Source organism: Bradyrhizobium sp. GW821-FHT13H05 (assembly GCF_058804065.1).
Window position 1 is genome coordinate 510,125 of record NZ_JBXAPO010000001.1, and the last position, 25,100, is coordinate 535,224.

The following is a 25,100-nucleotide window of genomic DNA, read 5'->3' on the forward strand; positions in this document are numbered from 1 at the left end:
GCTCTGCAGCGCACCGCTACTGGACGATGCTCCGCATCGCCAGGGAAGCGCTGCGCTGCGTCCGGGGCACGAGACATGTCTTACGCCGCGCGCACCTTGGCGAGGAAGCCGTCGACCGCGCTGCGCAGCGCGCCGGACTGGCTGTCCAGCTCGCGGGCGTTGGTGAGCACATCGCCGGCCGCGGTGCCGGTCGCTTCCGCGGCCGAAGTGACGCTGCCGATATTGGCGTTGATCTCGTTCGATCCGGCCGCAACCGACTGGATGTTGCGGGCGATCTCGCGGGTCGCCTCGCCCTGCTGCTCGATCGACGAGGAAATGCCCGCGGTGATCTCGCTCATCTCGGCGATGGTCTGGGTGATGCCGCCGATCGCTGCGACCGCATCGCTGGTTGAGGTCTGCATCGCCGCAACCTGGGCGGAGATTTCCTCGGTCGCCTTGGCGGTCTGGTTGGCGAGCGCCTTGACTTCGGAGGCGACGACGGCGAAGCCACGGCCGGACTCGCCGGCGCGCGCCGCCTCGATGGTGGCGTTGAGCGCCAGCAAATTGGTCTGCGCCGCGATCGAATGAATGAGCTTGACCACCTCGCCGATCTTCTCGGCGCCGGTGGAGAGCTCCTGCACCGTGGCGTTGGTGCGCTCGGCATCGCTGACGGCGCGGCTGGCGACTTCGGTCGAGCGCGTCACCTGGCGTGAGATTTCCGCAACCGAGCTCGACAGCTCTTCGGCCGCGGCGGCAACCGTGCCGACATTGCCGGAGGCCTTCTGCGAGGCCGCGCCGACGGTCGCGGCACGCGAGGAGGCGTCGCTGGCGGTCGCGGTCATCGACTGCGCCGTGCTCTGCATGCCGGCCGCGGCCGAGGAGACCGAGCGGACGATGCCGTTGACGCTGCGTTCGAAGTCGTTCGCGATCTCTTCCATCGCGCTGCGACGATCCGCCGCGGCGCGTGCCTTGGCGTCGGTCTCGGTTTTCTCGAGGTCGCGGATGCGGACCGCGTTGTCCTTGAAGATCTGGACGGTCGAAGCCATCGCGCCGACCTCGTCACCGCGGCCGACGCCGGGAATGTCACCCTCGAGCTTGCCGTCGGCGAGATCCTTCATGCGAGCGCCGAGCAGCGCCAGCGGACGGCTGATGCTGCGGCCGATCATCCAGGCGACGCTGCCGGCGACGATGACGATGCCGAGCATGGCAAGGCCAAGCAGCCAGTAGACCGGACCCATCTTGGCGTCGATGTCGCTGAGATAGGCGCCGGTGCCGAGATACATGTCGAAACCAGGCACCGCGACCGCGTAGCCGATCTTGCTGATCGGGGTCTCCTGACCAGGCTTCACATAATCATAATAGAGCAGGATCGAGCCGTTGGCCTTGACGCCGTCCATCAGCTCGACCGACAGCTTGCGGCCGTTGGTCACGACATCCATGCGGTTTGCGCCGATCTGCTTCGGATCTGGCGCGAGCTGGGTGATGCCGTCATAGGACGTGCCGAACAGATAGCCCGAGCCGTTGTCATAGGTCATCGCATTGCCGTAGCGACGAAGATCGGCCATCGCCGCGTCCTTCGTCATCTCGCCGGCATCGACGCGCTTCTTCAGCGCCGCCGCATAGTTGCGGCCGAGGTCGACGATCGACTTGGTCTGGTCGATGCGTGCATTCACCATCTCCTGCTTCATCAGGTAGCCGGCGAGAACTCCGGAGATGCACAGGCCGAACAGGGTAACACCGACAAGGATGCCAAGCTTGGGGGCGATCTTCAGATTGCTCAACGTCACGATGGGCTCCTCGGGTGGCGCGGACTTCGGCGCAGGCTCTTTTGATTTGAATCAAGTTTTAGTGTGTGACCCCTTAGCAAGTTACTTACGCGCCCCCGTAGAAGCCCGGACGATGCAGGGAAAACCTGCAAATAATCATTGGGTTGGACAACCGGCAATTGTACGCAACCACCCCGATTTCGCGTAAAAGACGCAAAGGCCCACCACAAAGGCCGGGCCGCAACAAGAACCGACAAACCAAATCGGGAGCAGGAAATGCCGAAATACAGGGTGGTGACGCCAAAGGGCGCGAGCTTCACGGTCGCGGGCAGCGATTATTCCTACGAGCGCGAGGCGCTCGATCCGATCGACGCCGAGATCGTCGAGGCCCCCGCCAACGAGGCCGAGTTCATCGCCGCCGCGAAAAACGCCGATGCCATCTACGCCAAGGGCATCCCGATCACCAAAACCATCATCGACGCACTCGAGAGCTGCAAGGTCATCACGCTCGGCTCGGTCGGCGTCGACAGCGTCGACGTGAAGGCCGCGACCGCCCGCGGCATTCCCGTCACCAACATCCCCGACACCTTCATCGAGGAGGTCGCCGACCACGCCATGATGCTGCTGCTCGCGGGCTTCCGCCGGCTGGTCGAGCAGGACAGGATGGTGCGCGACGGCCGTTGGGCTGAGGGGCGGCCCGCGCTGCTCAAGATCCCCCGGCTGATGGGCCAGACACTCGGCTTCATCTCGTTCGGCCGCGTCGCGCGTGCCGTTGCGAAGCGCGCAGCACCCTTCGGCCTGCGCATGATGGCCTACGATCCCTTCATCCAGGAAACGCTGATGTACGACCACGGCGTCATTCCGGCGACGCTGAACGAGGTGCTGTCGCAATCCGACTTCGTCTCGATGCACGCGCCGGCGCGGCCCGAGGTGCATCACATGCTGACCGAGAAGCACTTCCGGCAGATGAAGAAAGGATCGGTCTTCATCAACACCGGCCGCGGCGCCACCGTGGACGAGGAGAGCCTGGTCAAGGCGCTGCAAGAGGGCTGGATCGCGCACGCCGCGCTCGACGTGCTGGAGAAGGAGCCGCCCTCGCACAACAACCCTATCCTCAGCATGGAGAACGTCACCCTGACCGCCCATGTCGCCTCGGCCTCGGCACGGTTCGACGAAGCGCGCAAGCGCCGCGTGGGCTACGAATTGTCACTGGTGCTTCAGGGCATGTGGCCGGTAAGCTGCGTCAATCCGTCGGTGCTGCAAAATACTGCGCTCCGCCGCTGGCAGCCCGTCAGCATGGATCGCGGACCGAACAGCTAAGGCGGCCGGCGCAAAGCGCACCGAAAGACCGGCAAACGACCGGAACGGCCCTTCACCGGCGATCAACGCCGGGAAGGGAGACATCATAGGGAGGAACTGATGAGGAACGACCTTACACGTCGTGATGCCTTGGTGCTGGGCCTGTCCGCTACGGCGCTCGCGGCCACCGGTGTTGCAGCGCACGCTCAATCCGCGATCAAGGCCGCCGACGTCCCCGCTCCGAAACTGCCGATCGAGAAGGGCGCGTCCTTGCGCATGCTGCGGCCGGTGCGCTTCGTCCAGGCCGACGAGGACGTGTTCCGCGCCAACGCGGCCAAATTCACCAAGGACACCGGGGTCGAGGTCAAGGTCGACTTCGTCGGCTGGGAGGACATCAACCAGCAGACCGCGGTCACAGCCAATTCCGGCGCCGGTCCCGACATCATCATCGGCTTCTCCGATGCGCCGCACATCTATATCGACAAGCTGGTCGAGCTGACCGACGTCGCCGATTATGTCGGCAAGCGCTACGGCGGCTGGCTGCCGCTGGCGCAGCGCTACGGCAAGAAGAACAAGAGCGACGCCTGGATCGGACTGCCGTTCGGCGCTACCGCGGGTCCCCTGATCTACCGCAAGTCGATCCTGCAATCGGTCGGCTTCGACAAGGTGCCGGAAGACCATGCCGGTATCCTCGACCTCTGCCAGAAGCTGCAGAAGGCCGGCAAGCCGGCCGGCTTCGCGCTCGGCAACGCCAAGGGCGACGGCAACGGTTTTGCGAGCTGGGCGCTGTGGTCGCACAACGCGGCCCTCCTCAACGAAGAGGGCGACGTCGTCATCAACAGCAAGGAGACGATTGCCGCGCTGAACTGGGTCAAGCAGCTCTACCCGACCTTCATCGCCGGCACGACGTCGTGGAACGACGTCAGCAACAACCGCGCCTACGCCGCGCAGGAGATCGCGCTGACCGCCAACGGCGTCTCGCTGTATTTCTCGCTGAAGAACGATCCCGCGACCAAGGCGATCGCCGACGACAGCGAGCATCAATTGCTGCCGAAGGGCGTCGCCAAGGCCTCTCCGATGGCGGGCCTGACGCTGAACGCCATGCTGTTCAAGCACAGCCAGTACCCCAACGCCGCCAAGGCCTTCCTGCAATACATGCTGGAAAAGGACCAGTACGAGCCGTGGCTCAACGCCAATTCCGGCTATTGGGCCCAGCCGCTGGCCGCCTATGCCGAGGCCGCCGTGTGGTCGCAGGATCCCAAGGTGCAGCTGTTCAAGAACACCATGAACAGCACCTATTATGACGGCTATGCCGGCCCGATCTCGACGGCGACCGGCGCGGTCAGCGCCGACTACGTGCTGATCCAGATGTTCGCATCCGTCGCGACCGGCGCCGCCACGCCGGAAGCCGCGGCCGCGGAAGCCGAGCAGCGCTGCAAGCGATATTTTCGGCGGCAGAAGTAGCGGCCGACGGCGCAGCCGTCATTGCGAGCGAAGCGAAGCAATCCAGTCTGTCTCCGCAGTTGCAGTCTGGATTGCTTCGTCGCAAGGGCTCCTCGCAATGACGGGTGTGGTGACTTTCACAGACAGGACAACCACCCAATGTCCGTGACGACGCTTACTTCTCCGGCCCTGATACACCGGCAGCAATCCTGGCTGGTCCGGCTGTTCGACTACAAGCCGTTCCTGATCGTGATGTGCCTTGCGCCAGCGCTCGGGCTGCTCGCGGTGTTCCTGACCTATCCGCTCGGCCTCGGCATCTGGCTCGCCTTCACCGACACCACGATCGGGCGGAAGGGCGTCTATGTCGGCCTTGAAAACTTCCAGTATCTGCTCACCGACCCCCTGTGGTGGAACGCGGTGTTCTACAGCGTGGTCTACACGGGCGTGGCGACCTTCGGGAAATTCGCGCTCGGCTTCTGGCTGGCGCTGCTGCTCAACAACCATTTTCCGTTCAAGAGCCTGCTGCGGGCGATCATCCTGTTGCCCTGGATCGTGCCGACGGTGCTTTCGGCGCTGGCGTTCTGGTGGATCTACGATCCGCAATTCTCGATCATCTCCTATCTGCTGGTCGACGTGCTGCACTGGCGAACGAGCAACATCGACTTCCTCGGCTCGCCCTGGCCGGCGCGCTTCTCGCTGATCGCCGCCAACATCTGGCGCGGCATCCCCTTCGTCGCGATCTCGCTGCTGGCCGGCCTGCAGACCATCTCGCCCTCGCTCTACGAGGCCGCGATGCTCGACGGCGCCAGCGCCTGGCAGCGCTTCCGCTACATCACCTTCCCGATGATGATGCCGATCCTCGCCATCGTCATGACCTTCTCGATCATCTTCACCTTCACCGACTTCCAGCTGGTCTACGCCATCACCCGCGGCGGCCCCGGCAACTCGACCCATCTGCTGGCGACGCTGGCGTTCCAGCGCGGCATCGCCGGCGGCGAGCTCGGCGAGGGTGCCGCAATCGCGGTGTCGATGATCCCGTTCCTGGTGTTCGCGACGCTGTTTTCCTATTTCGGCCTGGCGCGCCGCAAATGGCAGCAGGGAGAGAGCAATGACTGATACCGTCGCGCAACCGGCTGCCGTCGCCGACGCAAAGGCGGCACCCGACACCATGGCCTGGGATTCCGGGCTGCGGCGGCTGATGATGATCTATCTGCCGCTCGGCTGCTTCGTGCTGATCCTGCTGTTCCCGTTCTACTGGATGGCGATCACGTCGTTCAAGCCGAACGCCGAGCTGATGAACTACAAGGAGCACAACCCGTTCTGGATCTCCTCGCCGACGCTGGCGCACATCAAGCATCTTCTGTTCAACACCGCCTATCCGCGCTGGCTGTGGACGACGATGCTGGTTGCGATCGGCTCGACCACGCTGTCGCTGATCGCGAGCACGCTGGCGGCCTATGCGATCGAACGCCTGCGCTTTCGCGGCAGCCCTTATGTGGGCCTCGGCATCTATCTCGCTTATCTCGTGCCACCGTCGATCCTGTTCATCCCGCTCGCCACCGTCGTGGTGCAGTTCGGCCTGTTCGACTCGCCGCTCGCCCTGATCCTGGTCTACCCAACCTTCCTGGTGCCGTTCTGCACCTGGCTCCTGATCGGCTATTTCAAGTCGATCCCCTACGAGCTCGAGGAATGCGCGCTGGTGGACGGCGCCACGCGGCTGCAGATCCTGCGACGGATTACATTGCCGCTCGCGGTGCCCGGCCTGATCTCGGCCGGCATCTTCTCGTTCACGCTGTCCTGGAACGAGTTCATCTACGCGCTCGCCTTCATCCAGAGCGGCGCCAACAAGACCGTGCCGGTCGCGATCCTGACCGAGCTCGTCACCGGCGACGTCTATCAGTGGGGCGCACTGATGGCGGGCTCGCTGCTCGGCTCGCTGCCGGTCGCGGTGTTCTACTCGCTGTTCGTGGACTACTACGTGTCCTCGCTCACCGGCGCGGTGAAGGAGTAGCCGGCGGCTGCGCGCGAGCGCGGTCGATCGTGCTATCGTGATAGACTGCTCGTTGCATTGGCCTCACGCTGCATCCTGACAGCGGGGTCGATCATTGGCGCCGTCGGTTGTCGCTCGAGAAAGCGAGAATTGCATGCGTTCGCCAAAGCTCCCATCACTATCCCGGCGCGGTTTCTGCCTGTGTTGTGTCGGCGCTGCGGCGTCCGCCACCACTTCGGGGTGGCTTACCCCGAGGCAAGCCTACGCCGAGGCGCGAGGCATCGTCAGCCTGATCAAGGACAGCGCGGCGACATCGCCCATCACGACCTACAAGCTGCGCGGCAATATCAGCGTGCTCGAAGGCTCCGGAGGCAACATCGCCGTTCTGACCGGACCTGACGGCAAGGTGCTTATCGATGCGGGCATCGGTGTCTCGCGTCCCCAGCTCACCAAGGCGCTGGCCGATCTGGGCGCCGATCCCGTCACCCACCTCGTCAATACCCACTGGCATTTCGACCACGCCGACGGCAATGAATGGCTGCATTCAGCCGGCGCCAAAATCATTGCGCAGGAAAACACCCGGAAACATCTTGCCGAAGTGCAGCGGGTCGAGGACTGGGACTACAATTTCCTTCCGCTCGGCGCGGGCGGAATCCCGAGCGAAGTCTTTTCGAGTAGCCACGCGCTCAAGCTCAACGGAACCTCGATCGGCCTGAAATATTTCGGACCCGCGCACACCGACAGCGACATCACCGTCACCTTCGCAGACGCCAACATCGTTCACGTCGCCGATATGTTCTGGAACGGCATCTATCCGTTCATCGACCATTCGACCGGCGGCAGCATCGACGGGATGATCGCGGCATGCGACGCCAGTCTCGCGGCCTTGGACAATGACACCATCGTCATCGCCGGGCATGGCAAGGCGGTCGGCAACAAAGTCGAATTCCAGGCTTTCCGCGACATGCTCGTCGGATGCCGCGACAACGTCGCCCGGCTCAAGAAGCAGGGACGAACGCGGGACGAAGCCGTTGCGGCGAAGCCGACCGCCGCCTTCGACGCCATATGGGGTCAGTTCGTCATCGATCCCGGCTTCTTCACCCGGCTGGTCTACCAGGGCGTTTGAAACAGCGCGGAACACTGATGTCCGCGAACCATCAATTCCTGACAGGAGATCGACATGAACAGCACCAACGTCACACCTCCAATCCGCCTCGATCGTCGTCACCTCGTTGCCGGATTGTCCGGACTGGCAATCGCCGCCGTTTCATCGACGGCGTCGGCGAAACCGCAAAGTGAGAGCGATGCCGCCAGCGCCTATCCGGTCACCTACCATCGAACCGCGACCGTCGACGGCATCAAGATCTTCTACCGCGAAGCCGGGCCGAAGGACGCACCGGTCGTGCTGCTGCTGCACGGCTTTCCAACCTCCTCGCACATGTTCCGCAACCTGATCCCGGCGCTCGCCGACCGCTACCACGTGATCGCTCCGGACTATCCCGGCTACGGTCAGAGCGACATGCCGCCGCGCGCGTCGTTCAATTACACCTTCGACCGCTTCGGCGAACTCATTGACGGCCTGCTCGACCAGGTCGGCGTCAAACGATACGCGATGTATGTCATGGATTACGGCGCTCCGGTCGGCTGGCGACTGGCGCTCAAACATCCCGAGCGCATCACCGGGCTGATCGTGCAGAACGGCAACGCCTATGACGAAGGGCTGAAGGAGTTCTGGGATCCGATCAAGACATATTGGGCCGACGGGGCGGATGCGAGCCGGCAGGCGTTGAAGAAGCTGGTCACGCTGGAGATCACGAAATTCCAGTACACCGACGGCATGTCCGACGTCAGCCGCATCTCACCCGACAACTGGATTCACGATCAGGCGCTGCTCGACCGTCCCGGCAACGGCGACATCCAGCTGGACATGCTCTACGACTACCGGGCCAATCTGCCGCTGTATCCCGCGGTGCAGGCGTACTTCCGCAAGCACAATCCGCCGACGCTGATCGTCTGGGGCAAGAACGATTTCATCTTCCCCGCCGACGGCGCCCATCCCTACAAGCGCGACCTGCCGCAGGTGGAGTTTCATCTGGTCAACTCAGGCCATTTCCTGCTCGAGGACAGGTTCGACGAGGTCACTCCCCTGATCCGCGACTTCCTCGCCCGCAAGATTGCCTGATGGCTCCGAAGGAACGATCATGAGTCTCGCCCTCGACGTCATGGCCGTTCTGGCGGCCTCTACCGTGTTTGCATCAGCGTCGATCGCCCAGAGCGCCCGCGACGTGCGCGGGCCCTCTGCACTGGTTGCGATCGAGAATCAGGCGCCCGCCCGCCTGATCGTGGATCCGCCGCTGGCCGAACAACTGGCGCACGGGCTGGTCTTCATCCAGTACGCCACGGAGAATCTTCGTGTCGTGCCGGTGTTCGGCAAGGGCGCGCTCGACGTGTCGCCGCGCATCGGCCACGTCCACATCACGGTCGACGACGCGCCCTGGCATTTCGTCGATGCCAGTGGTGAGACCGTGATCGTGGTCGGACTGCCCCCGGGGCCGCACAAGGTCCTGTTCGAACTGGCCGATCCCACGGACCACGTGATCGACAGCAAGACCATCAGATTCGAGATACCGGCGCCTACGCCGACACCGCCGAAAAAATAGCGGCGACTGCGGCTTTTGGCCCGGCTTCACAAAACTGCAACATGCAATCCGCATAAGACGGCCTCCGCTCACAGGAGACGCACATGCGCGCGACCTTTCTTGCCTCCGTCGCAACAATCATTCTCACCGCGAGCACCGCGCTCGCGCAGAGCGAAGGCGAATTCCCCGCCAAGCTCGCCGGCCACGTCGTGATGCCGGCCGCGACTTTCATCGACGCGCCGGCCGACGCTCCCGCCGATCTCAAGACCTCGGGGAAATACACCACCGGAAAGCGCGTCGACGCGCTCGGCACCGTGATGGGCAAATCCTATGAGCGGCCGACCGGCGTGTCGCTGCCGTTCAAGGGCCAGCCGCTCCAGGGCCATTCCGGCATCAAGCACATGCCCGACGGCAGCTACTGGGTGATCACCGACAACGGCATGGGCGCGCGCGCCAACTCGCCGGATTCGATGCTGTACCTCAACCACTACAAGATGGATTGGGCCAGCGGCAAGATCGAGCGCCAGCAGACCATCTTCCTGCACGATCCCGACAAGAAGGTGCCGTTCCGCATCGTACACGAAGACACGCAGAAGCGTTACCTCACCGGCTCCGACTTCGACACCGAAGGCTTCCAGATCATCGGCGACACCTTCTGGATCGGCGACGAGTTCGGCCCCTATATCCTGAAGGCCGACAAGACCGGCAAGATCCTCGGCGTGTTCGAGACCATCGCCGACGGCAAGCCGGTGCGCTCGCCGGATCATTGGGCCGTGGCGACGCCGGGCGCGCCCGGCGCGACCTACACCAACGTCAACCTCCGCCGCTCCAAGGGTTTTGAGGGCTTTGCCTCGTCGAAGGACGGCAAGTTCCTCTACGGCCTGCTCGAGGGGCCGCTGTGGGATGCCGACAAGAAGGATTGGGAGAAGGTCGACGGCAAGGAAGCCTCCCGCATCCTCGAATTCGACGTCGCTGCCGAAAAATTCACCGGCCGCTACTGGCAATATGTGTTCGAGCAGAACGGCAATGCCATCGGCGACTTCAACATGATCGACCCGACGGCCGGCCTCATCATCGAGCGCGACAATGGCGAAGGCACGCCCGACAAGGCCTGCCCGCAAGGCACCCGCGGCGAGAACTGCTTCCCCGACGTCGCCAAGTTCAAGCGCGTCTACAAGATCGAGCTCACGGACGCCAATGTCGGCAAGCCCGTCCGCAAGATCGGCTATATCGACCTCCTGAAGATCAGGGATCCCGACAAGAAGGCCCGCAAGCCGCTCAATGACGGCGTCTACACCTTCCCGTTCTTCACCATCGAGAACGTCGACCGCGTCGACGACACCCACATCATCGTCGGCAACGACAACAATCTGCCGTTCTCGTCCAGCCGCGATCCCAACAAGGCCGACGACGACGAGTTCATGCTGCTCGAAGTCGCGGACTTCCTGAAGGCGAAGTAAAACGACGCTCTTCTCTCTCCCCGCACGCGGGGAGAGAGTTGAAGGCGACGGCGGTGCTTCACCCACCGTCATTGCGAGCGCAGCGAAGCAATCCGGACTCTTTCCGCGGAGACAGTCTGGATTGCTTCGCTGCGCTCGCAATGACGAGGATAGGACTGCATTCCCGCACTCACGAGGAGTTCGCGGCGGCGGTCCCTCACCGCACCGTAAACTCCACCGGGATCGTGAACCCCATCGCGCCGCTCTTGATCTCGTCCGGGATCGGCGGGAATGGCGAGGCCTGACGGACCTCCGACATCGCCAGGGCATCGAAGGCGGCGACGCCGGACGAACCGGCGAGACGGCTGGATGTGACCTGGCCGCTGCGGTTGACGGTGAAGCTCACCCTTGCGACACCGCGCTGACCGCCACCGCTGGATGGATAAGAGTGAAAGCGCATCAGATGCGCCCGGACGCGTTGATTGTAGGACGCGACCGCGGAGGCTACAGCGCCCGCACTCGGGGCCGACGCCATTGGCGCCTCGCGCTCGGCCCGCGGCGGCGCGCTGGTGCGCGGCGCAGGCGGCGCGTCCGTCGGCTTCTTGGCTTCGCGGCGAACCACCTTCGGCTTCTCCGGCGCGGGCCTTTCGACCGGCACGATCTTCGCGGGCTCCGGCTTGGCCGGTTGCGGCTCCAGCTTCTGCTCCGGCGGCGCGACGACCTCGGGCTTCTCCTGCGGCGGTGTCGGCGCGATGGTCTCCTCGACCGTCTGCTGCTGCACCGGCTCCGGCGGCGAGGCATCGGCTTCCTGCATCACCGGCCCCGGCGCGGCCTCTTCCGGCGTCGACTGCGGCGCGGAGTTGACCGGGGACATGTCGACCATGATCGCCGGCACGCTGACGCCCTGCTCCGGCGGCGCCTTGATCCAGCTCATCGCCAGCAGCGCAGCGGCGATGTGCAACGCCACGATCACCGCGCCCGATACGCCCCAGCGCGCGGTCTCGCGCTCTCGAAGCGGCTCGTGAAGGGCAAAGGCGTTTGCGGCCATCAGTTGCGTCCGTCGAGGCCGACGAGGGCGACCTTGAGATAGCCGGCGCTGCGCAAGGTGTTCATCACCTCCATCAAATCGCCATAGCTCACCGCCTTGTCGGCGCGCAGATAAATGCGCTCGTCCTTGCGGCCTTTGGTGGCGGCATCAAGGGCTGCGGCGAGGCCGTCGCGCGCCATCGTGTCCTCGCCGACGGCGACGGTGAGATCCGGCTTCACCGTCACGAAGGTCGGCTTGTCCGGCCGCGGCGCCGGCTCGGCCGCGCTCGCCGGCAATTCGACGCCGATATCGACCGTGGCGAGCGGGGCTGCCACCATGAAGATGATCAGCAGCACCAGCATCACGTCGATGAACGGCGTGACGTTGATCTCATTGACGACGTCGAGATCGCCGGGGTCACCGCGCCTCAGCGGCGATCCCCCGCGTGCGCCGAGCTTCGCAGCCATGGCCTACTCCGCCGCCCGCGCCAGGCGGAACTCTCTGTTGTCGCGCTGCCGGCTGACCAGCAGCATGAGCTGCGCCGAGGCGTCGCCGAGCAGCGCGCGGTAATTGGCGATGCCGCGGACCAGATGGTTGTAAATCACGACCGCCGGAATGGCGGCGACGAGGCCGAGCGCGGTGGCGAGCAGCGCCTCCGCGATGCCGGGCGCGACCACGGCAAGGCTCGTGGTGTGGCTCTCGGAGATGCCGATGAAGGCGTTCATGATGCCCCAGACCGTGCCGAACAGGCCGACGAACGGGGCAGTGGCGCCGATGGTCGCGAGCACGCCGGTGCCGCGCGCGATCTGCCTGGACATCGCCGCCTCGACCCGCTCCAACCGCAGCGCGACGCGCTCCTGCAGGCCGTCGTCGACGATGCCGCCGGAAAGCTCCGCCTCCCTGGCGCAGGCCTGGATGAGCTGTGCCACCGCATCATGCGCATCGCCGGTCCGCTCCGCGGCTTCCGCGAGCTTCATCCTGCCCTCGAGCGCGCGCGTGCGCGCGACGGCGAGCTTGCTCTTGCGGCGCAGCTCGATGCTCTTGGCCAGCCACACCGTCCACGTCACCAGCGAGGCGACGGCGAGCCCCACCATCACCGTCTTCACGACAATGTCGGCACCGAGGAACATGCCCCAGGGCGACAAATTGCGCGGCAACAGCGCCTCGTCGATCGCGAAGGCCGGCGCCGGCGCGAGCGCCACCGCGATGGTTAGGATCACATGCCGAAGCCCAAAATTGCCCTGCATCCTGATCTCCCGACAGACAGAAGGAAGTTATGCCGCGCCCTGCGTCGCGATCCGGTCCGCGAGTTGCCGGAACCGCACGAGCTGATCCGCCCGCAACGCCCGGGTCTCGTCGCGGCCGACGAAGACCTTGAACATGATGCCGCCGTCGGCATTGACGAAGGCGATGAAGGCCGAACTCTTGCCCATGAACGGACGCTCGACGAAAGCAACGCCTGCGCAGCGCTCGTGGCGGAGATGGCCGTGCAATCCCTTCGGCTGCATCAGATTGAAATAGCCGCGGCCGATCTCGCCTGCGGGAATGCTGCCTGTGAACTCGAAGATCGCGTCATCGGTGTGGACGATCAGGGTGACCTCGCCCCACACCGCGATGTCCTGCATGGCGGCGGCGAAATGCTCGCCGCCTCCCATGCGCACCATCGACGGCGGCAGTGCCTCGACCACCGCGCGCGCGGTGACCTTGCGCTCGCGCGCGACGTCCTCGATCACCGCGCCGGGATTGTCAGCCATATACGCCTTGAGATCGGCAAGGTCGGTGCTCAACATATGCAGCTCCTCATCAAGCCCGCCGTCTCAGGCGGCCGCAGCCTTGCGCTCGCTCTGGATCACCTCGAAGCCCTCGAACTTGGGATGACCGAGATAGAGGCTCTCGCCGGTCGGGTTGTCGGCGCGGGCATGGGCGCGGCGAAACTGGTCCGAGCGCGTCCAGGCTTCGAACGCCGCCTTGTCGACCCAGGTGGTGTGCGAGGAATAGAGCGTGTGGTCCTCGGCCTCCGGGCCCTTCAACAGATGAAACTCGACAAAGCCCGGCATGCTGCCGAGATAGGATTCGCGCGTCGCCCAGACGGTCTCGAACGCGGTCTCCGCGCCCTTCTTCACCTGGAAGCGGTTCATTGCGATGAACATGGAAGTCTCTCCTTCTGATTAAAAACGAAAGCGCGCCAAAGCCGCGCTGGAGCATCAGCGCGGCCCGGCGGAGATCGACGGTGTTGCGATGCCCTGTTCGGCTCACGCACCTCCAAAGTGGATCTTCATGCCGGCCTTGTAGACCCTGCCCGGTCCGGGGCTCGACCACAGCACGTCGTTCTGCGTGGTGCCGTCCACAGAGCTGCCGGGAATGGCGTAGGGCCGGTAATACTGGTTCAGGAGGTTGTCGATCGAGGCCGAGAACACGATGTCCTTGGTCGCATTGTAGGTCAGGTACAGATTGACGAGTTCGTATCCGGTCGCAGGCAAATAGCCTGCGGGCACATCGTTGTTGGGACCGAACGAGGCCCACTGCGCCGTCAGGATCAGAGAGCGGTCGAGCAGGCGGACACCACCGGTCGTGACGACCTTGCGTGGCGTGATGGTTGCGAGCCCGATATTGGTCGCGACGTTCTTGCCCTGGATGTAGTGACCGGCGACACCGACGAACCAAGTGCCGGCATCGTACATCGTCTCCGCCTCGAAGCCCTCGATCCGGGCTTTGGTGATGTTCTGGTACTGGTAGAATTGAGGGTACGAACCGAAACCCGGGAACGTCACGAACCCGAACGAGACGGCGTCGATGTAGTCGCTGACGTCGTTGCGGAACAGGTTGATCTTGCCGCGGAAAGAGTCGGACGCAGTGAAGATGTTGTCGTACTTCAAGTTGAAGCCGACTTCCTTGTTCCGGCCAACCTCGGGACGAAGATTCGGATTGGGCAGGAAGCAAAATACGCCGGAGGTCCCATTGGGACAGGTAAACAGGGCCGGTCCGCCACCGGTCGCATGTGCACCCGAAATCACCGTCTCGGTGATCGACGGCGCACGGTAACCTTCGGCGTAGCTCACATAAGGCTGGAAGCCCGGGACCGGCGTCACGCCGAGGGTGATCTTGGGCGAGAAGCGATCGCCGCTCGAATTGGTGCCGCCTGATTGCAGGTTGTAGCGGTCGTAGCGGATCGCACTCACCGCCTCGAACCAGGTGTTGTAGTTCTGCTTCAACTGGATGAAGCCGCCCGACACGGTGCGGATGCCGCTCGGCGTCGTGATGTTGGAGTTGCCGCGGCTGTCGGTCGTGATCACGTCGTCCTGGAACGCATCGGCGCCGTAGGTGACGGCATTGCGCCAGTCGCCGACGTTGAATCGCGTGGTGTTGTTGGCATCGAAGCCATAGGTATCCAGCGTGTACGCACGGCTGGTACCGACGCAGCCCGAAATGTTGTTTCCGAGACCGCCATTGCAGTAGGTCGTGGGAGCGCCGTAATCGTAGGTCTTGGTCTGGTCATTCTGGGTGCGGTTGCCGTAGACCGATACGTGCGAGTCGAACAGATTGTCGCTTGGCAGCGAATAGTTCCAGGTGACGGTACCGGTGTAGTTTTTGGCATCGGACGCGTAGACCGACGAACCGCGGTTCAGCGCGATCAACGCCGGGGTCGTCGTCGGACCGCGATTGATCTGACCGATGTTGTATTGATAGTCCTGGAACACGGCACCGAGCTTGACCTCGTGCCCGAGAGCCGGTCGCACCGTGAGCTTGAGCAGGCCGCTCTCGACCTGGTTGCCGGTGTTGCCGATCTCGGTGCCGTTGCCGTCCTTGTAATTGCCCTGGGTGCGGTAGACCGCGCCGCCAAAAATATCGACATCGGGCGTGGCGCGCACACCGCCGAACACCGAGCCGAGGCCGCGATTGTTGTTGGAGCCGTAGGTGCCGGAGAGATCGACGCCCCAGCGCTCGCCGGGACGCAGCACGTCATTGATGTCCTTGGTGCGGAACGAGACCAGGCCACCGATCGCGCCGGAGCCGTAGATATTCGCGGTCGGACCGCGCACGACGTCGACGCCGCCGATCAATTCGGGATCGAGGAAGAAGGAGCCATTGGCGTTGTGGCCGGTGCGCTGGTAGTTCTGCCGCGCGCCGTCGACGACGACCGCGACGCGGCCGAAATCCTGCAAGCCGCGGATATTGATGACCGTCGCAGGATCGTCGCCGCGCTCCTGGAACGACACGCCGGGCACCGCATAGAAGATGCCGGACAGCCGGTTCGGCTGAAGCCCCTGGATCTGGTCGAGCGAAATCGAGCTGACCGGCGCGAGCGAGTCGATCGCACGCTCCTTGGTCTTGGTCGCAGCGGCCGTGATGGTATCGAGCACCTGATAGGACGTCGTGCCGCCGGCCTGGGCATTGGCATTCAAGGCCGCAGGGGTTGCTTGCTGCGTGGCCAGCGGCTTCGCCGGCTTGCGCTTGGCCTGCTTCGGCCGATCCGAGGACGCATTTTCGGCTTGCGGCGCAGCCGTCTGCGCAAGACCGCTCTCCGTCATCACTGCCGCGATTGAAACCACCGACGCGCCCAAAATCAGCGCGCGCGAATACCTAGCCCCGTCAGCCATATCAGCCCCAGCCTGCACTTCACTTTAGTTTTTGGAGTCTTCTGGCTGGCGTGCGTTCGCAAAGCGGACGACTGGCTGGCTAATCTTCTCAAGACGCGGACATACTTTTCACCGCCACAATTGGTTACGTGGCAACACTCGGGCGGTCAATGTCACAAGGTTGCAGTTTATATCAATTGTAAATCGCCGCCGTTGGAATGCGCCTGATGCCGCCTGTACAAACAGGCAGCATCTGAAATTTCGAAAGCGCATCACACTTACAATGTCAGCGACATCAGGGGACGACAGCGGCAATGCGGCGGGGCCGATACAAAGCCCTTCTGCAATAACGAGAACTTTGACCGTGCGAGGGAGCCGGATCGACAGCCGCGAGCTGTTTGCACATGAGCGCGAGATCATCATCGCACATGGCGAGGATGCCTATCGCCTCCGCCTCACCTCACAGAACAAGCTGATCCTGACGAAGTAACCTGCAATGACATTTTGTCGCACCCTCGCACATCTCCTGATCGCCGGCACGACCGCGCTTGCGTCGACCGCGCACGCGGCCGGCATCACCGTGCACGACGCGCGCAATCGCGACGTCACTGTTGCCGACTTTGCCCGCACGGTCTCGATCGGCGGCGCCATCACCGAAATCCTCTATGCGCTGGGACTGGAGAGCCGGCTGGTCGGCGTGGACACCACCAGCCTCTATCCGGCGGCGGCGCTGCACGACAAACCCAATGTCGGCTACATGCGCCAGATCTCGGCCGAGGGCGTGCTCGGCCTCAACCCGACGCTGATCCTGGCGATCCAGGGATCAGGCCCGCGCGAGACCATGGACCTGCTGGAGACGGCGAAGGTGCCGCTGGTGCTGGTGCCCGAGACCTTCTCCGAGGATGGCCTGATCGAGAAGATCAGGCTGGTCGGGCACGCCATGGGCGTCGATGCGCGCGCCGAGTGCCTCAGCACCGCCGTCGGCGCCGATCTTGCGCAACTCCGCGCGCTGCGCGCCCAGGTGAAGAAGCCGGTGCGCGTAATGTTCGTGATGTCGCTCCAGAACGGCCGCGCGATGGTCGCGGGCCACAAGACCGCGGCCGACGAGATCATCCAGCTCGCCGGCGCCGCCAACGCGGTCGAGGATTACGACGGCTACAAGATCATTGGCGACGAGGCGATCGTCGCGGCCAGGCCCGATGTCGTGCTGTCGATCGAACGCGGCAAGGACTCGCTCCAGGCCGGCGCGGTCTATAGCCATCCCGGTTTTGCGCTGACGCCCGTCGCGGCCAACAAGAGTTTCATTACGATGGACGGGCTTTATTTACTCGGCTTCGGGCCGCGCACGGCCGCGGCCGCGCGCGATCTCTCCGTCAAGCTCTATCCGGCACTGGCCGATGGCGGCGCATTCAATTCGGCGCTGTCGGCGGCGAACTGCCGGCAATGAGCGTGGCGGTCGGGACCGACGCGCGGAGCCCGCGACGAGTGGGCGCGGCACGGCGATTTACGTCGATTGCCATTCCGCTGCTCCTCGCTGTGCTCGCAGTCACCGCGATCATCGCGCTGACGGTCGGCGCAGCCGGCATTCCCCTCTCTCGCCTGCCCGCCGCGCTTGGCCTCGCAGGCAACGCCGCCGCCGATGCCATGACGGTACGCGACCAGCTCGTGCTGTGGTCGATCCGGATTCCCCGGATTGCGGCGACAGCGATGGTCGGCGGACTTCTCGCCGCGGCCGGCGCGATCATGCAGGGCCTGTTCCGCAATCCGCTCGCCGATCCCGCGCTGGTCGGCGTCTCCAGCGGCGGCGCGCTGGCGGCCGCAAGCGCGATCGTCTTCACCGATTCGCGCTTCGGCGAGACGCTGCGTTTCCTCCAGACCGAGCTGCTGCCGCTTGCGGCCTTCGCAGGCTCGCTCGCAACAACCGCGATCCTCTATGGCATCTCCAGCCGCGCCGGGCGAACCTCGATCGCGATCTTCCTGCTCGCCGGCATCGCCATCACCGCGATCACCAATGCCGGCATCGGCTTGCTCGTGTTCATCGCCGATGATCGCCAGCTCCGCGACATCACATTCTGGATGCTGGGCTCGATGAGCGGCGCGACCTGGACCAAGGCCGCCGTGCTCGCGCCGATCCTCGTCATCGGGCTTGGCGCCTGCGTGTACATTGCCCGCGGCCTCGATCTGCTGGTGCTCGGCGAGGCCGACGCCTTTCACGGCGGGGTCGATGTCGAGCGTCTCAAGCGGATCTCGATCGTGATGGTCTCCGCCATGACCGGGGTTGCGGTCTCCATCAGCGGCGTCATCGGCTTCGTCGGGATCGTCGTGCCGCATCTGCTGCGCCTTGTCATCGGCCCGACACACCGGCTGCTCCTGCCGGCTTCCGTGCTGCTCGGCGCCATCCTGATGGTCGGTGCCGACACGCTGGCGCGCACCGTCGTGGCGCCCGCGGAGATGCCGATCGGCATCTTGACCGCGGCCGTCGGCGCGCCGGTCTTCCTCGGGATTTTGCTGCGGCAACGCGGGCTCGCATCGCTATGAGCGCCGTGATCGAGGCACGGGCTTTAAGCAGACGCGCCGGTCGCGCGACGCTGCTTGATGGCGTCGGCCTGACGGTTCAAGCCGGCGAGATGGTCGCCATCATCGGTCCGAACGGCGCCGGCAAGTCGACCTTGCTGCGGCTGCTCTCCGGCGATCTCCGCCCGAGCAAAGGCGAGGTGCGGCTGAAGCAGCGCGACATCAGCCTCTATACGCCGCGCGAGCTTGCCGCGCGCCGGGCGATGCTGTCCCAGCACATCAACGTCACCTTCCCCTTTACGGTCGAGGAGATCGTGCTGATGGGCGCGGGCGATCGCAGTCCGCGCGACGCCGGCGCGCTCGTCGACGCTGCGCTCGACGAGGTTGGCCTATCGCATTTCCGCGAGCGGCAATTGCCGACATTGTCCGGCGGCGAGCAGCAGCGCACCCATTTCGCCCGCGTGCTGGTGCAGCTCGCCTGCGGCGAGGCCGAGCATGGACCGGGGCTCCTGCTGCTGGACGAGCCGACCTCGAGCCTCGATCTGCGCCACCAGATCGACCTGGTCGAAGCGGCGCGACGCCGCGCAGCCGGCGGCACCGCGGTGATCGCGATCCTGCACGACCTCAACCTCGCGATCCGCTTCGCCGACCGGCTGGTCGTGCTGAACGGTGGCAAGCTCGCCGCCGACGGCCCGCGCGCGGAAATCGTCACGCGCGAGATCATCCGCGACATCTTCGAGATCGACGCCGTGGTCCATCAGGCCGACGGCGTGCCGTATGTGCTGCCGCAGTCGATGCGGGCGGCGCCGCCTGCGCCGCAGTGAAGGTCCGCTCCCTCCCCCGCTTGCGGGGGAGGGCTGGGGAGAGGGTATCTCAACAACGAAGACTCTCCCCCAGAGGAGAGAGCCCTCACCCCAACCCTCTCCCGCAAGCGGGAGAGGGAGCGCACTTCCTGCGTGGCAAGCAACCTACCCCGCCGGCGCGATCACCATGCTCTTGTCCTTCGGCCAGCGGATGCGCCAGGCGAAGTTGATGTCGCGGACCTCGCCGGGCTTGGCGTCGAACGACCATTCCAGCACGCCGCGTCTGTCGCGGATGTTGCTCGCGGTCGGCTGCGTGCTCGACGGCAGCATCTCGACGACGATGTCCTCGTTCTCGCTGACCGGCAGCTGATCCTCGATTGCGACCTTGATCGGGAAGTCGTGACCGTTGCGGATCGTCGTCTTGAACGAACGTTCGTCGGTCTTCGACGTCGTGACCAGCAGGCCGGCCGAACCTTCGTTGCGCTTGAGCACAGAGCGCTCGATTCTAACCTTGTCGTCGGCGCCGAAGCCGAGCCGCACGATGTCGTCCTTGGCCGAGGCCGAAAGCTTGCCGCGACCGACGAAGACGCCGTCGCGATAGATCGCGACCTTGCCCGGCAGCAGCGTCGTGTCGTCGGTCTGCTTGAAGCTGGCTTCGAGGAAGGCGGTGGGATCCATCACAGGCGCGGCGCGAACCGCAAGGTCGGCAGGCACGGTCATCGCAGCAATGCGCAAGGCCTTGGCGCCTTCGGCGGCGCCGAGGCTGACGCGGCCGGGAATTTTGAAGGTGGCCTGGAAATCGCCGATTTCGGCGACCGCCTGCTGCTCTTCGGCGCGTTCCGCAAGATCTTCCCTGGATCGGCTAGCGTAGGCTGGAGCTTCCACCTTTCGCTGCATCTGAGCTGGCGCAGGCAACGCCGAGTCGGAGAGTGACCCCAGCGCCCGCGGCTTCGGCACTTGCGGATATTGCGCCACCAATGAATTCAGCTCCGGCGCGCTGCCACCGCGACTGATACGGACCGTCGAGACACCGAGCGTAACATTCGACCAGTCCTCACCAGTCGATTGCGTAACCTCGGCGCGGCGGACCAGCTCGAGCTGCGGCTTGCGATCCTTCGCGCCGGTATCCAGCCGGGCGTCGTAGAGCGGCAGCCAGCGTGCGTTGCGCACATTGTAAGTGACCCGCAACATCGCCTTGGTGGCGGCCGGCGCGGCGATGTCCATGCGGACTTCGAGCTTGCTCGGCGGCTTGGCCTTGCGCTCGACGTCAAGCTGGGCGATCTGCCGATCGATCTCGCGCATCTTGCGCGTGGCGTCGCGAACGGCGGTATCGGCGCTCGCAATTTCCTCGCCCACCGCGGCAAAAGCCGTGCGCCATTCGGCGATCGGCCGCGCCTCGCCCTTGTCGCCGATGCCCGCAGGGGACGCCTCCGCAAAGTGCTCCGCAAATTTGCGCCGCGCATTGGCCGAGTCGATCGCGCCTTGCAGGTCGGCGCGCTGATCGTTCAGCGCCTCGATGCGCTTGTCCAGCTCGGGCAGATTGACCGGCGCCGCACGCGGCGTCCGCGCGTCGATCGTGCCGATGGTGAGCTTGGCTCCGCCCTCACCTTCCACCCGGATCGAGGAGGTGTCGAGACCAAGCGGGAAGTCCTTGGCGATCAGCGTCGAGTCACCGGACGGCAGGTCCACCGAAATGACGCGGGTAACGGTCGCGCCATCCGGATAAACGGTGACGGTATCGATGGCCGATGTGGCGTCCACATCGGCGGCCCATGACGGCAGTGCGAATGCCGTGGTCACCAGGACCAGGCTCGTCGTTGCCAAACATTTTGCGGTGATGCGCATCAAAGTCCCTCCTGCCGATATCGCGGCGCCGCCAGCCGGACGCGCGATCAAATGCCTCGCCAACATGATTGGACGCGGCAGGCAAGGAACTGGTTCGATTGGGGTTTCCGTGGGGCGCCGCCGCGGCGGCACCATGGCCGCGGAACGTGTGGTCGTCCCGCGGCGAAGCCTTTAAGCCTGAGCGGGCGAACCCTGCCCGAAGATGCGGCGAAGCAGATCTGTCACATTCTTGGCGCCGGCCTTCCTCAGGATGCTGGCGCGATAGCCCTCGACCGTGCGCGCGCTCAGATGCATGCGCCGGGCGATTTCCTTGTTGGTGAGGCCGGCGGCAAGATGCTCGAGCACGTCGCCTTCGCGTCCCGTCAGGGGTTCGCAACCGGGCAGCCAGCGCTGCCGGCTCGAACCGGGCTGGCCGAACTCGTCGATGGCGGCATCGATCCGGCCGACGATGTCGTGGGTGCGAAACGGCTTCTCGATGAAGTCGGTCGCGCCGCTCTTGATTGCGTCGACCGCCATGGCGATGCTGCCGTTCGCCGAGGTCACCAGCACCGGCGCCATGCAATTTTCCTCGCGCAATCGCTTGAGCACGTCGAGGCCGGAGCGATCCGGCGGCATCTCCAGCAGCACGCAGGCCGGCATCCGCGCCTTGGCCTCCGACAGCAGTGACGCGCCGTCGGCGAAGCAGATCACGTCATAGGCGCTGTGCTGGAGCGCGTTGGAGAGTTGTTCGCGGGAGGCCGCGTCAGTGTCGATGACGAATACCTCACCCTTGGAAAGCATGTTTCCCGGCATAATCCCGTTCCAATAATGTCTTGGTCAAATGGTCCGAGACGGCCGGGGGCCCCATCGCGCCCCGCCGTCGTGCGCACGGCATTCGCGCCAGTGCTTCGGTTTCACTTATGTATGTTCCACCCCGTTCCCGGATTTGACGGATCGGGACAGAAACTTTACATTTGGGGACATCTGCGGGAATGGCTGGCAGGAACGGTTGGCATGACCGACCTCATTCGCAGCGCAGGCTTGAGCTATTACCCGGAGGTCGCCCGGTCGGTCGGGCTCGACCCCAAACAGATGATGCGCAAGGTCAGGCTGCCGCTGGCCTGCCTCGACAAGCCGGATACCCCCATTGCCGTCACAGGCCTGCGCCGCCTGCTCGAACTCTCGGCAGAGAGCTCGGGTGCCGAAGATTTCGGCTTGCGCCTGGCCGAGCGCGGCGGCCTGACCAATTTCGGCGCGGTCGGCCTGATCGTGCGCGAACAAGCCACGGTTGGCGAGGCAATCGAAGCGTTCTCCCGCTTCATCCATATCCATCATGACGGCATGCGGCTCGACGTCATCAGGGACAAGCAGACCGTGGCCATCGCGCTGCATCTGCGCGGCCGTCAGCCGAGCGCGCCACGGCAATCGATCGACATGGCGCTCGGCAGCGTCCACCGCATCATCCAGTCGCTGTTCGGCAGCGATTGGCGGCCACTGGAAGTGCATCTGCATTATCCGCCGCCGCACGATCGCAAGCGCTACCGCGAATTCTACGGTTGCCGCGTGACGTTCAACGCAGAGGACGATGCGATCATGCTGTCAGCGCATGACATGGAGCGCCGGATCCCGAGCGCGCATCCGCTGATCGCGAACTATCTGCGCAAGCGGATCGAGGCGATCGAGACCCGGCCGGCGAGCTGGGAGGGGAAGGTCGACGAGGTCGTGCGGGCCTTGCTGGCCACGGGCGACTGCACCGTCGAGCGGGTGGCCGAACACCTCGCCTGCACCCGCCGCACCATCCACCGCCATCTGTCCGAAGCCGGCACCAGCTTCTCGGCCATCCTCGACGCGCAACGCGCCGATCTCGTGATCCAGTTGATCGACGATCCCGACCGGCCGCTGGCCGATATCGCCGCGCAGCTCGGCTTCTCCGCGCAAAGCGCGATGGCCCGCTGGTTCCGCGGCCGCTTCGGCTGCACCATCACGCAATGGCGCAAGGGCGTGCGGCCGTTGGCAAAGCCGGACGCGGTGCCGTCGGCGACTGCGGCCTAGCTCACACTCAAATCATGCATGCTCGAAGGGGCCGACTTCGCGGATGACCTTGCAAATCTGCAATAGGCCGCTGGCATAGAATTCGGCATGCCCCCGTTTCATCGCCTCGATATGCTCCGGATGCGTGCGCCAGGCTTCGAGTGCCGCCTCAGACGCAAAGCGGAACACGGTCAGTTCCTCACCGTCGTCGGCCTTGAACGACTTGACCGACAGAAAGCCCGGAAGCCCGCTCACAATATTGTACATGCGCTCGCCCAGTCGGCCATATTCCTCGAGCGAGACGCCATCCCGCAGATTCAGGCCGCCAATCACAACGACTTCGCCGATCATTTTCGATCCATTCCTCAAACGCGTTTCCACGCCGGCCAACAGCAGGCGCGCCTCGAATGATAGTTTCGGATCGACAACGGCGCTTGTTACGCCAGCAAGAACTTTTAGCGTGCCGGAGCCGGCACGCCCATGATGGCAAGTGCGCGCCGGTTGCTGCCGGCGAGCAGCGGGCCGAACGCAATCGCAAAGCCGAGGAAGGCCAGGACCCAGCCGCAGGCCGCGATGTGCAGCAGTGCATCGCTATGCACAGGCCACGCCACGGCAGCGACCCGCGCCAACGCCGCGACGACAATCGCGACATAGATGGCCTGCGTCGCCGGTGAAGCCGTCAGCGCCTGTCCGGTGTGACCAAGGCTCGCGCGCGTCATCACCGCAAGCGTCATGGTTCCGGCAGCGCCCGCCATCCAGGCATGAATGCCCGCACTCGGCGGTAACACGCCGAACCCGGCCATGGCATGCAGGAGGAAGCCCAGCGGCACGAAGACATAGCCGACGTGCAGGACCAGCAGCAGCCGTTCGCGCGAGGTGCGGTCGCCGGCCCAGCGTGCGAACCGGACCAGATGCAGCGCGCCGACCAGCGCCATCATTGCGGCGGTGATCGTGTTCAACGGCGCCACGATCCACGCGATCAGCGCCAGCGCGCTCGATCCGACCACCGCACCGTCGAAGCGGCCAAACGGCACCGGCAGGCGGCCGGGATTGCACTTGACCAGCCAGTTGCGGGTGAAGCTCGGGATGATGCGGCCGCCGATCAGCGAGATCATGAGCACGACCACGCCGATGCCGACGGGGATGCTGACATCGGCCGCGCCTGCATAATGCGCTTCGAGATGGAAGCCGACGTTACCGGCGAGCAGCACGAGCACGAGCGCCACCACGGGCAGATTGCGCCAATTACCGCCCGCGATGATTTCGCGCGCCGCGGCGGCGACGACCAGAGTCAGGAAGGCGGCGTCGACCACAAGTGCAAACGTCCAGCCAAGCTCGGCGGACAAGGTCACCGCGGCACGCCCGGCGAGCCAGACCACCAGCAGCGCGCCCAGCGACGTCCCCTGGATCGGCAGCCGCCCGGTCCAGTTCGGAAACGCCGTGAACAGGAACCCGGTGATGACGGCCGGCAGGAAGCCATAGAGCATCTCATGGACGTGCCAGTCGCGCGGCGCGAAGGCCGATGTCACCGACAGCTCGCCATAGAACATCGGCAGCCAGACCAGGATCGACAGCCCGGCCTGGATGGCGGCGAGCAGGAAGAAGGGCCGAAAGCTGTTCGCAAACAGCGGCCAGCCCTCAAAGTTGCGGGATCGGGCGCCAGCCATGGGGCAACTCCTGTCAATTCAGTCCGTTGCCTGGAAAAATACTGCCGCCGCGACTGGCCGGTTTTGCGCTATCGCAAACATCCGGACGATTGCAGGTGCCAT

24 protein-coding genes are annotated in these 25,100 nt (G+C 64.8%); 13 read left to right on the forward strand and 11 right to left on the reverse strand.

All coding sequences use genetic code 11. The features are described from left to right. Positions 1 to 80 precede the first annotated feature (80 nt). Positions 81 to 1,766: a methyl-accepting chemotaxis protein gene (locus tag AC1RR3_RS02425; RefSeq protein WP_492818970.1), complete on the reverse strand. Its 1,686-nt coding sequence runs from the start codon at positions 1,764 to 1,766 to the stop codon at positions 81 to 83. A 255-nt stretch (positions 1,767 to 2,021) separates the two neighbouring features. Here AC1RR3_RS02425 and AC1RR3_RS02430 point away from each other — a divergent pair, with 255 nt between their 5' ends. From AC1RR3_RS02430 to AC1RR3_RS02465, 8 genes are all read left to right on the forward strand, one after another. Further along, the gene (locus tag AC1RR3_RS02430) at positions 2,022 to 3,065 is read left to right on the forward strand and encodes a C-terminal binding protein (RefSeq protein WP_492818972.1); all 1,044 of its coding nucleotides are present in this window, start codon (positions 2,022 to 2,024) and stop codon (positions 3,063 to 3,065) included. A 99-nt stretch (positions 3,066 to 3,164) separates the two neighbouring features. After that, positions 3,165 to 4,508 (forward strand): ABC transporter substrate-binding protein, encoded by a 1,344-nt coding sequence (locus AC1RR3_RS02435; protein ID WP_492818974.1) that lies wholly within the window; start codon positions 3,165 to 3,167, stop codon positions 4,506 to 4,508. A 138-nt stretch (positions 4,509 to 4,646) separates the two neighbouring features. Continuing rightward, positions 4,647 to 5,603: a carbohydrate ABC transporter permease gene (locus AC1RR3_RS02440; RefSeq protein ID WP_492818976.1), complete on the forward strand. Its 957-nt coding sequence runs from the start codon at positions 4,647 to 4,649 to the stop codon at positions 5,601 to 5,603. Further along, positions 5,596 to 6,498 carry a carbohydrate ABC transporter permease gene (locus AC1RR3_RS02445; RefSeq protein ID WP_492818978.1) on the forward strand — a complete coding sequence of 301 codons (903 nt, stop codon included), beginning with the start codon at positions 5,596 to 5,598 and terminating at the stop codon, positions 6,496 to 6,498. The genes AC1RR3_RS02440 and AC1RR3_RS02445 overlap by 8 nt, the downstream gene beginning before the upstream one ends. 133 nt (positions 6,499 to 6,631) lie before the next feature. Further along, the gene (locus AC1RR3_RS02450) at positions 6,632 to 7,603 is read left to right on the forward strand and encodes an MBL fold metallo-hydrolase (protein WP_492818980.1); all 972 of its coding nucleotides are present in this window, start codon (positions 6,632 to 6,634) and stop codon (positions 7,601 to 7,603) included. A gap of 54 nt (positions 7,604 to 7,657) precedes the next feature. Next, the gene (locus AC1RR3_RS02455) at positions 7,658 to 8,659 is read left to right on the forward strand and encodes an alpha/beta fold hydrolase (RefSeq protein WP_492818982.1); all 1,002 of its coding nucleotides are present in this window, start codon (positions 7,658 to 7,660) and stop codon (positions 8,657 to 8,659) included. A 19-nt stretch (positions 8,660 to 8,678) separates the two neighbouring features. Beyond that, positions 8,679 to 9,137: a DUF6130 family protein gene (locus AC1RR3_RS02460; protein WP_492818984.1), complete on the forward strand. Its 459-nt coding sequence runs from the start codon at positions 8,679 to 8,681 to the stop codon at positions 9,135 to 9,137. Positions 9,138 to 9,220: 83 nt separating this feature from the next. Beyond that, positions 9,221 to 10,576, forward strand: a complete 1,356-nt coding sequence (locus AC1RR3_RS02465; RefSeq protein WP_492818986.1) for an esterase-like activity of phytase family protein — start codon at positions 9,221 to 9,223, stop codon at positions 10,574 to 10,576. Positions 10,577 to 10,772: 196 nt separating this feature from the next. Here AC1RR3_RS02465 and AC1RR3_RS02470 read toward each other — a convergent pair whose 3' ends face one another. The 6 genes from AC1RR3_RS02470 to AC1RR3_RS02495 all read right to left on the reverse strand — a co-directional run bounded on the left by AC1RR3_RS02470 (position 10,773) and on the right by AC1RR3_RS02495 (position 16,180). Further along, positions 10,773 to 11,603 carry an energy transducer TonB family protein gene (locus AC1RR3_RS02470; RefSeq protein ID WP_492818988.1) on the reverse strand — a complete coding sequence of 277 codons (831 nt, stop codon included), beginning with the start codon at positions 11,601 to 11,603 and terminating at the stop codon, positions 10,773 to 10,775. Continuing rightward, a complete protein-coding gene (gene exbD, locus AC1RR3_RS02475) occupies positions 11,603 to 12,049 on the reverse strand; it encodes a TonB system transport protein ExbD (RefSeq protein WP_492818990.1) in 447 nt (148 codons plus the stop codon). The genes AC1RR3_RS02470 and exbD overlap by 1 nt, the downstream gene beginning before the upstream one ends. Positions 12,050 to 12,052: 3 nt before the next feature. Continuing rightward, a complete protein-coding gene (gene exbB, locus AC1RR3_RS02480; protein ID WP_492818992.1) occupies positions 12,053 to 12,829 on the reverse strand; it encodes a tonB-system energizer ExbB in 777 nt (258 codons plus the stop codon). 27 nt (positions 12,830 to 12,856) lie between these two features. Next, positions 12,857 to 13,372 carry a heme utilization cystosolic carrier protein HutX gene (hutX, locus tag AC1RR3_RS02485; RefSeq protein WP_492818994.1) on the reverse strand — a complete coding sequence of 172 codons (516 nt, stop codon included), beginning with the start codon at positions 13,370 to 13,372 and terminating at the stop codon, positions 12,857 to 12,859. A gap of 27 nt (positions 13,373 to 13,399) precedes the next feature. Further along, the gene (gene hmuQ, locus AC1RR3_RS02490) at positions 13,400 to 13,732 is read right to left on the reverse strand and encodes a heme-degrading protein HmuQ (protein ID WP_045002782.1); all 333 of its coding nucleotides are present in this window, start codon (positions 13,730 to 13,732) and stop codon (positions 13,400 to 13,402) included. 102 nt (positions 13,733 to 13,834) lie between these two features. Beyond that, positions 13,835 to 16,180, reverse strand: coding sequence for a TonB-dependent hemoglobin/transferrin/lactoferrin family receptor (locus AC1RR3_RS02495; protein ID WP_492818996.1), 2,346 nt, complete (start codon positions 16,178 to 16,180; stop codon positions 13,835 to 13,837). Positions 16,181 to 16,523: 343 nt separating this feature from the next. Between AC1RR3_RS02495 and hemP the strand changes: the two genes are divergently transcribed. Genes hemP through AC1RR3_RS02515 form a run of 4 tightly spaced genes read left to right on the forward strand, consistent with a single transcriptional unit; the run spans position 16,524 to position 19,497 of the window. Beyond that, a complete protein-coding gene (gene hemP, locus AC1RR3_RS02500; protein WP_092186888.1) occupies positions 16,524 to 16,649 on the forward strand; it encodes a hemin uptake protein HemP in 126 nt (41 codons plus the stop codon). A 6-nt stretch (positions 16,650 to 16,655) separates the two neighbouring features. Then, positions 16,656 to 17,606 carry a heme/hemin ABC transporter substrate-binding protein gene (locus AC1RR3_RS02505; RefSeq protein ID WP_492818999.1) on the forward strand — a complete coding sequence of 317 codons (951 nt, stop codon included), beginning with the start codon at positions 16,656 to 16,658 and terminating at the stop codon, positions 17,604 to 17,606. Further along, the gene (locus tag AC1RR3_RS02510; protein ID WP_492819001.1) at positions 17,603 to 18,697 is read left to right on the forward strand and encodes a FecCD family ABC transporter permease; all 1,095 of its coding nucleotides are present in this window, start codon (positions 17,603 to 17,605) and stop codon (positions 18,695 to 18,697) included. The genes AC1RR3_RS02505 and AC1RR3_RS02510 overlap by 4 nt, the downstream gene beginning before the upstream one ends. Next, entirely contained in the window at positions 18,694 to 19,497 is an 804-nt protein-coding gene (locus tag AC1RR3_RS02515; RefSeq protein WP_492819003.1) for a heme ABC transporter ATP-binding protein, read from the forward strand. Before AC1RR3_RS02510 ends, AC1RR3_RS02515 begins: the two co-directional genes overlap by 4 nt. Before the next feature lie 144 nt (positions 19,498 to 19,641). Here AC1RR3_RS02515 and AC1RR3_RS02520 read toward each other — a convergent pair whose 3' ends face one another. Together AC1RR3_RS02520 and AC1RR3_RS02525 are read right to left on the reverse strand one after the other, a co-directional pair. Further along, entirely contained in the window at positions 19,642 to 21,321 is a 1,680-nt protein-coding gene (locus AC1RR3_RS02520; RefSeq protein ID WP_492819005.1) for a mucoidy inhibitor MuiA family protein, read from the reverse strand. 171 nt (positions 21,322 to 21,492) lie between these two features. Continuing rightward, positions 21,493 to 22,113: a response regulator transcription factor gene (locus AC1RR3_RS02525; RefSeq protein WP_492819007.1), complete on the reverse strand. Its 621-nt coding sequence runs from the start codon at positions 22,111 to 22,113 to the stop codon at positions 21,493 to 21,495. A 201-nt stretch (positions 22,114 to 22,314) separates the two neighbouring features. Here AC1RR3_RS02525 and AC1RR3_RS02530 point away from each other — a divergent pair, with 201 nt between their 5' ends. After that, entirely contained in the window at positions 22,315 to 23,352 is a 1,038-nt protein-coding gene (locus AC1RR3_RS02530) for an AraC family transcriptional regulator (protein WP_492819009.1), read from the forward strand. A gap of 12 nt (positions 23,353 to 23,364) precedes the next feature. Here AC1RR3_RS02530 and AC1RR3_RS02535 read toward each other — a convergent pair whose 3' ends face one another. Beyond that, positions 23,365 to 23,682 (reverse strand): antibiotic biosynthesis monooxygenase family protein, encoded by a 318-nt coding sequence (locus tag AC1RR3_RS02535; protein ID WP_492819011.1) that lies wholly within the window; start codon positions 23,680 to 23,682, stop codon positions 23,365 to 23,367. A 104-nt stretch (positions 23,683 to 23,786) separates the two neighbouring features. Then, positions 23,787 to 24,998 carry an NnrS family protein gene (locus AC1RR3_RS02540; protein ID WP_492819013.1) on the reverse strand — a complete coding sequence of 404 codons (1,212 nt, stop codon included), beginning with the start codon at positions 24,996 to 24,998 and terminating at the stop codon, positions 23,787 to 23,789. Positions 24,999 to 25,100 lie beyond the last annotated feature (102 nt).

Excerpts from the sequence above, each read along its gene's own strand:
- AC1RR3_RS02430 (WP_492818972.1), top strand. The coding sequence starts at position 2,022 with ATGCCGAAATACAGGGTGGTGACGCCAAAGGGCGCGAGCTTCACGGTC.
- AC1RR3_RS02435 (WP_492818974.1), top strand. The coding sequence starts at position 3,165 with ATGAGGAACGACCTTACACGTCGTGATGCCTTGGTGCTGGGCCTGTCC.
- AC1RR3_RS02440 (WP_492818976.1), top strand. The coding sequence starts at position 4,647 with ATGTCCGTGACGACGCTTACTTCTCCGGCCCTGATACACCGGCAGCAA.
- AC1RR3_RS02445 (WP_492818978.1), top strand. The coding sequence starts at position 5,596 with ATGACTGATACCGTCGCGCAACCGGCTGCCGTCGCCGACGCAAAGGCG.
- AC1RR3_RS02450 (WP_492818980.1), top strand. The coding sequence starts at position 6,632 with ATGCGTTCGCCAAAGCTCCCATCACTATCCCGGCGCGGTTTCTGCCTG.
- AC1RR3_RS02455 (WP_492818982.1), top strand. The coding sequence starts at position 7,658 with ATGAACAGCACCAACGTCACACCTCCAATCCGCCTCGATCGTCGTCAC.
- AC1RR3_RS02460 (WP_492818984.1), top strand. The coding sequence starts at position 8,679 with ATGAGTCTCGCCCTCGACGTCATGGCCGTTCTGGCGGCCTCTACCGTG.
- AC1RR3_RS02465 (WP_492818986.1), top strand. The coding sequence starts at position 9,221 with ATGCGCGCGACCTTTCTTGCCTCCGTCGCAACAATCATTCTCACCGCG.
- AC1RR3_RS02470 (WP_492818988.1), bottom strand. The coding sequence starts at position 11,603 with ATGGCCGCAAACGCCTTTGCCCTTCACGAGCCGCTTCGAGAGCGCGAG.
- exbD (WP_492818990.1), bottom strand. The coding sequence starts at position 12,049 with ATGGCTGCGAAGCTCGGCGCACGCGGGGGATCGCCGCTGAGGCGCGGT.
- exbB (WP_492818992.1), bottom strand. The coding sequence starts at position 12,829 with ATGCAGGGCAATTTTGGGCTTCGGCATGTGATCCTAACCATCGCGGTG.
- hutX (WP_492818994.1), bottom strand. The coding sequence starts at position 13,372 with ATGTTGAGCACCGACCTTGCCGATCTCAAGGCGTATATGGCTGACAAT.
- hmuQ (WP_045002782.1), bottom strand. The coding sequence starts at position 13,732 with ATGTTCATCGCAATGAACCGCTTCCAGGTGAAGAAGGGCGCGGAGACC.
- AC1RR3_RS02495 (WP_492818996.1), bottom strand. The coding sequence starts at position 16,180 with ATGGCTGACGGGGCTAGGTATTCGCGCGCGCTGATTTTGGGCGCGTCG.
- AC1RR3_RS02505 (WP_492818999.1), top strand. The coding sequence starts at position 16,656 with ATGACATTTTGTCGCACCCTCGCACATCTCCTGATCGCCGGCACGACC.
- AC1RR3_RS02510 (WP_492819001.1), top strand. The coding sequence starts at position 17,603 with ATGAGCGTGGCGGTCGGGACCGACGCGCGGAGCCCGCGACGAGTGGGC.
- AC1RR3_RS02515 (WP_492819003.1), top strand. The coding sequence starts at position 18,694 with ATGAGCGCCGTGATCGAGGCACGGGCTTTAAGCAGACGCGCCGGTCGC.
- AC1RR3_RS02520 (WP_492819005.1), bottom strand. The coding sequence starts at position 21,321 with ATGCGCATCACCGCAAAATGTTTGGCAACGACGAGCCTGGTCCTGGTG.
- AC1RR3_RS02525 (WP_492819007.1), bottom strand. The coding sequence starts at position 22,113 with ATGCCGGGAAACATGCTTTCCAAGGGTGAGGTATTCGTCATCGACACT.
- AC1RR3_RS02530 (WP_492819009.1), top strand. The coding sequence starts at position 22,315 with ATGACCGACCTCATTCGCAGCGCAGGCTTGAGCTATTACCCGGAGGTC.
- AC1RR3_RS02535 (WP_492819011.1), bottom strand. The coding sequence starts at position 23,682 with ATGATCGGCGAAGTCGTTGTGATTGGCGGCCTGAATCTGCGGGATGGC.
- AC1RR3_RS02540 (WP_492819013.1), bottom strand. The coding sequence starts at position 24,998 with ATGGCTGGCGCCCGATCCCGCAACTTTGAGGGCTGGCCGCTGTTTGCG.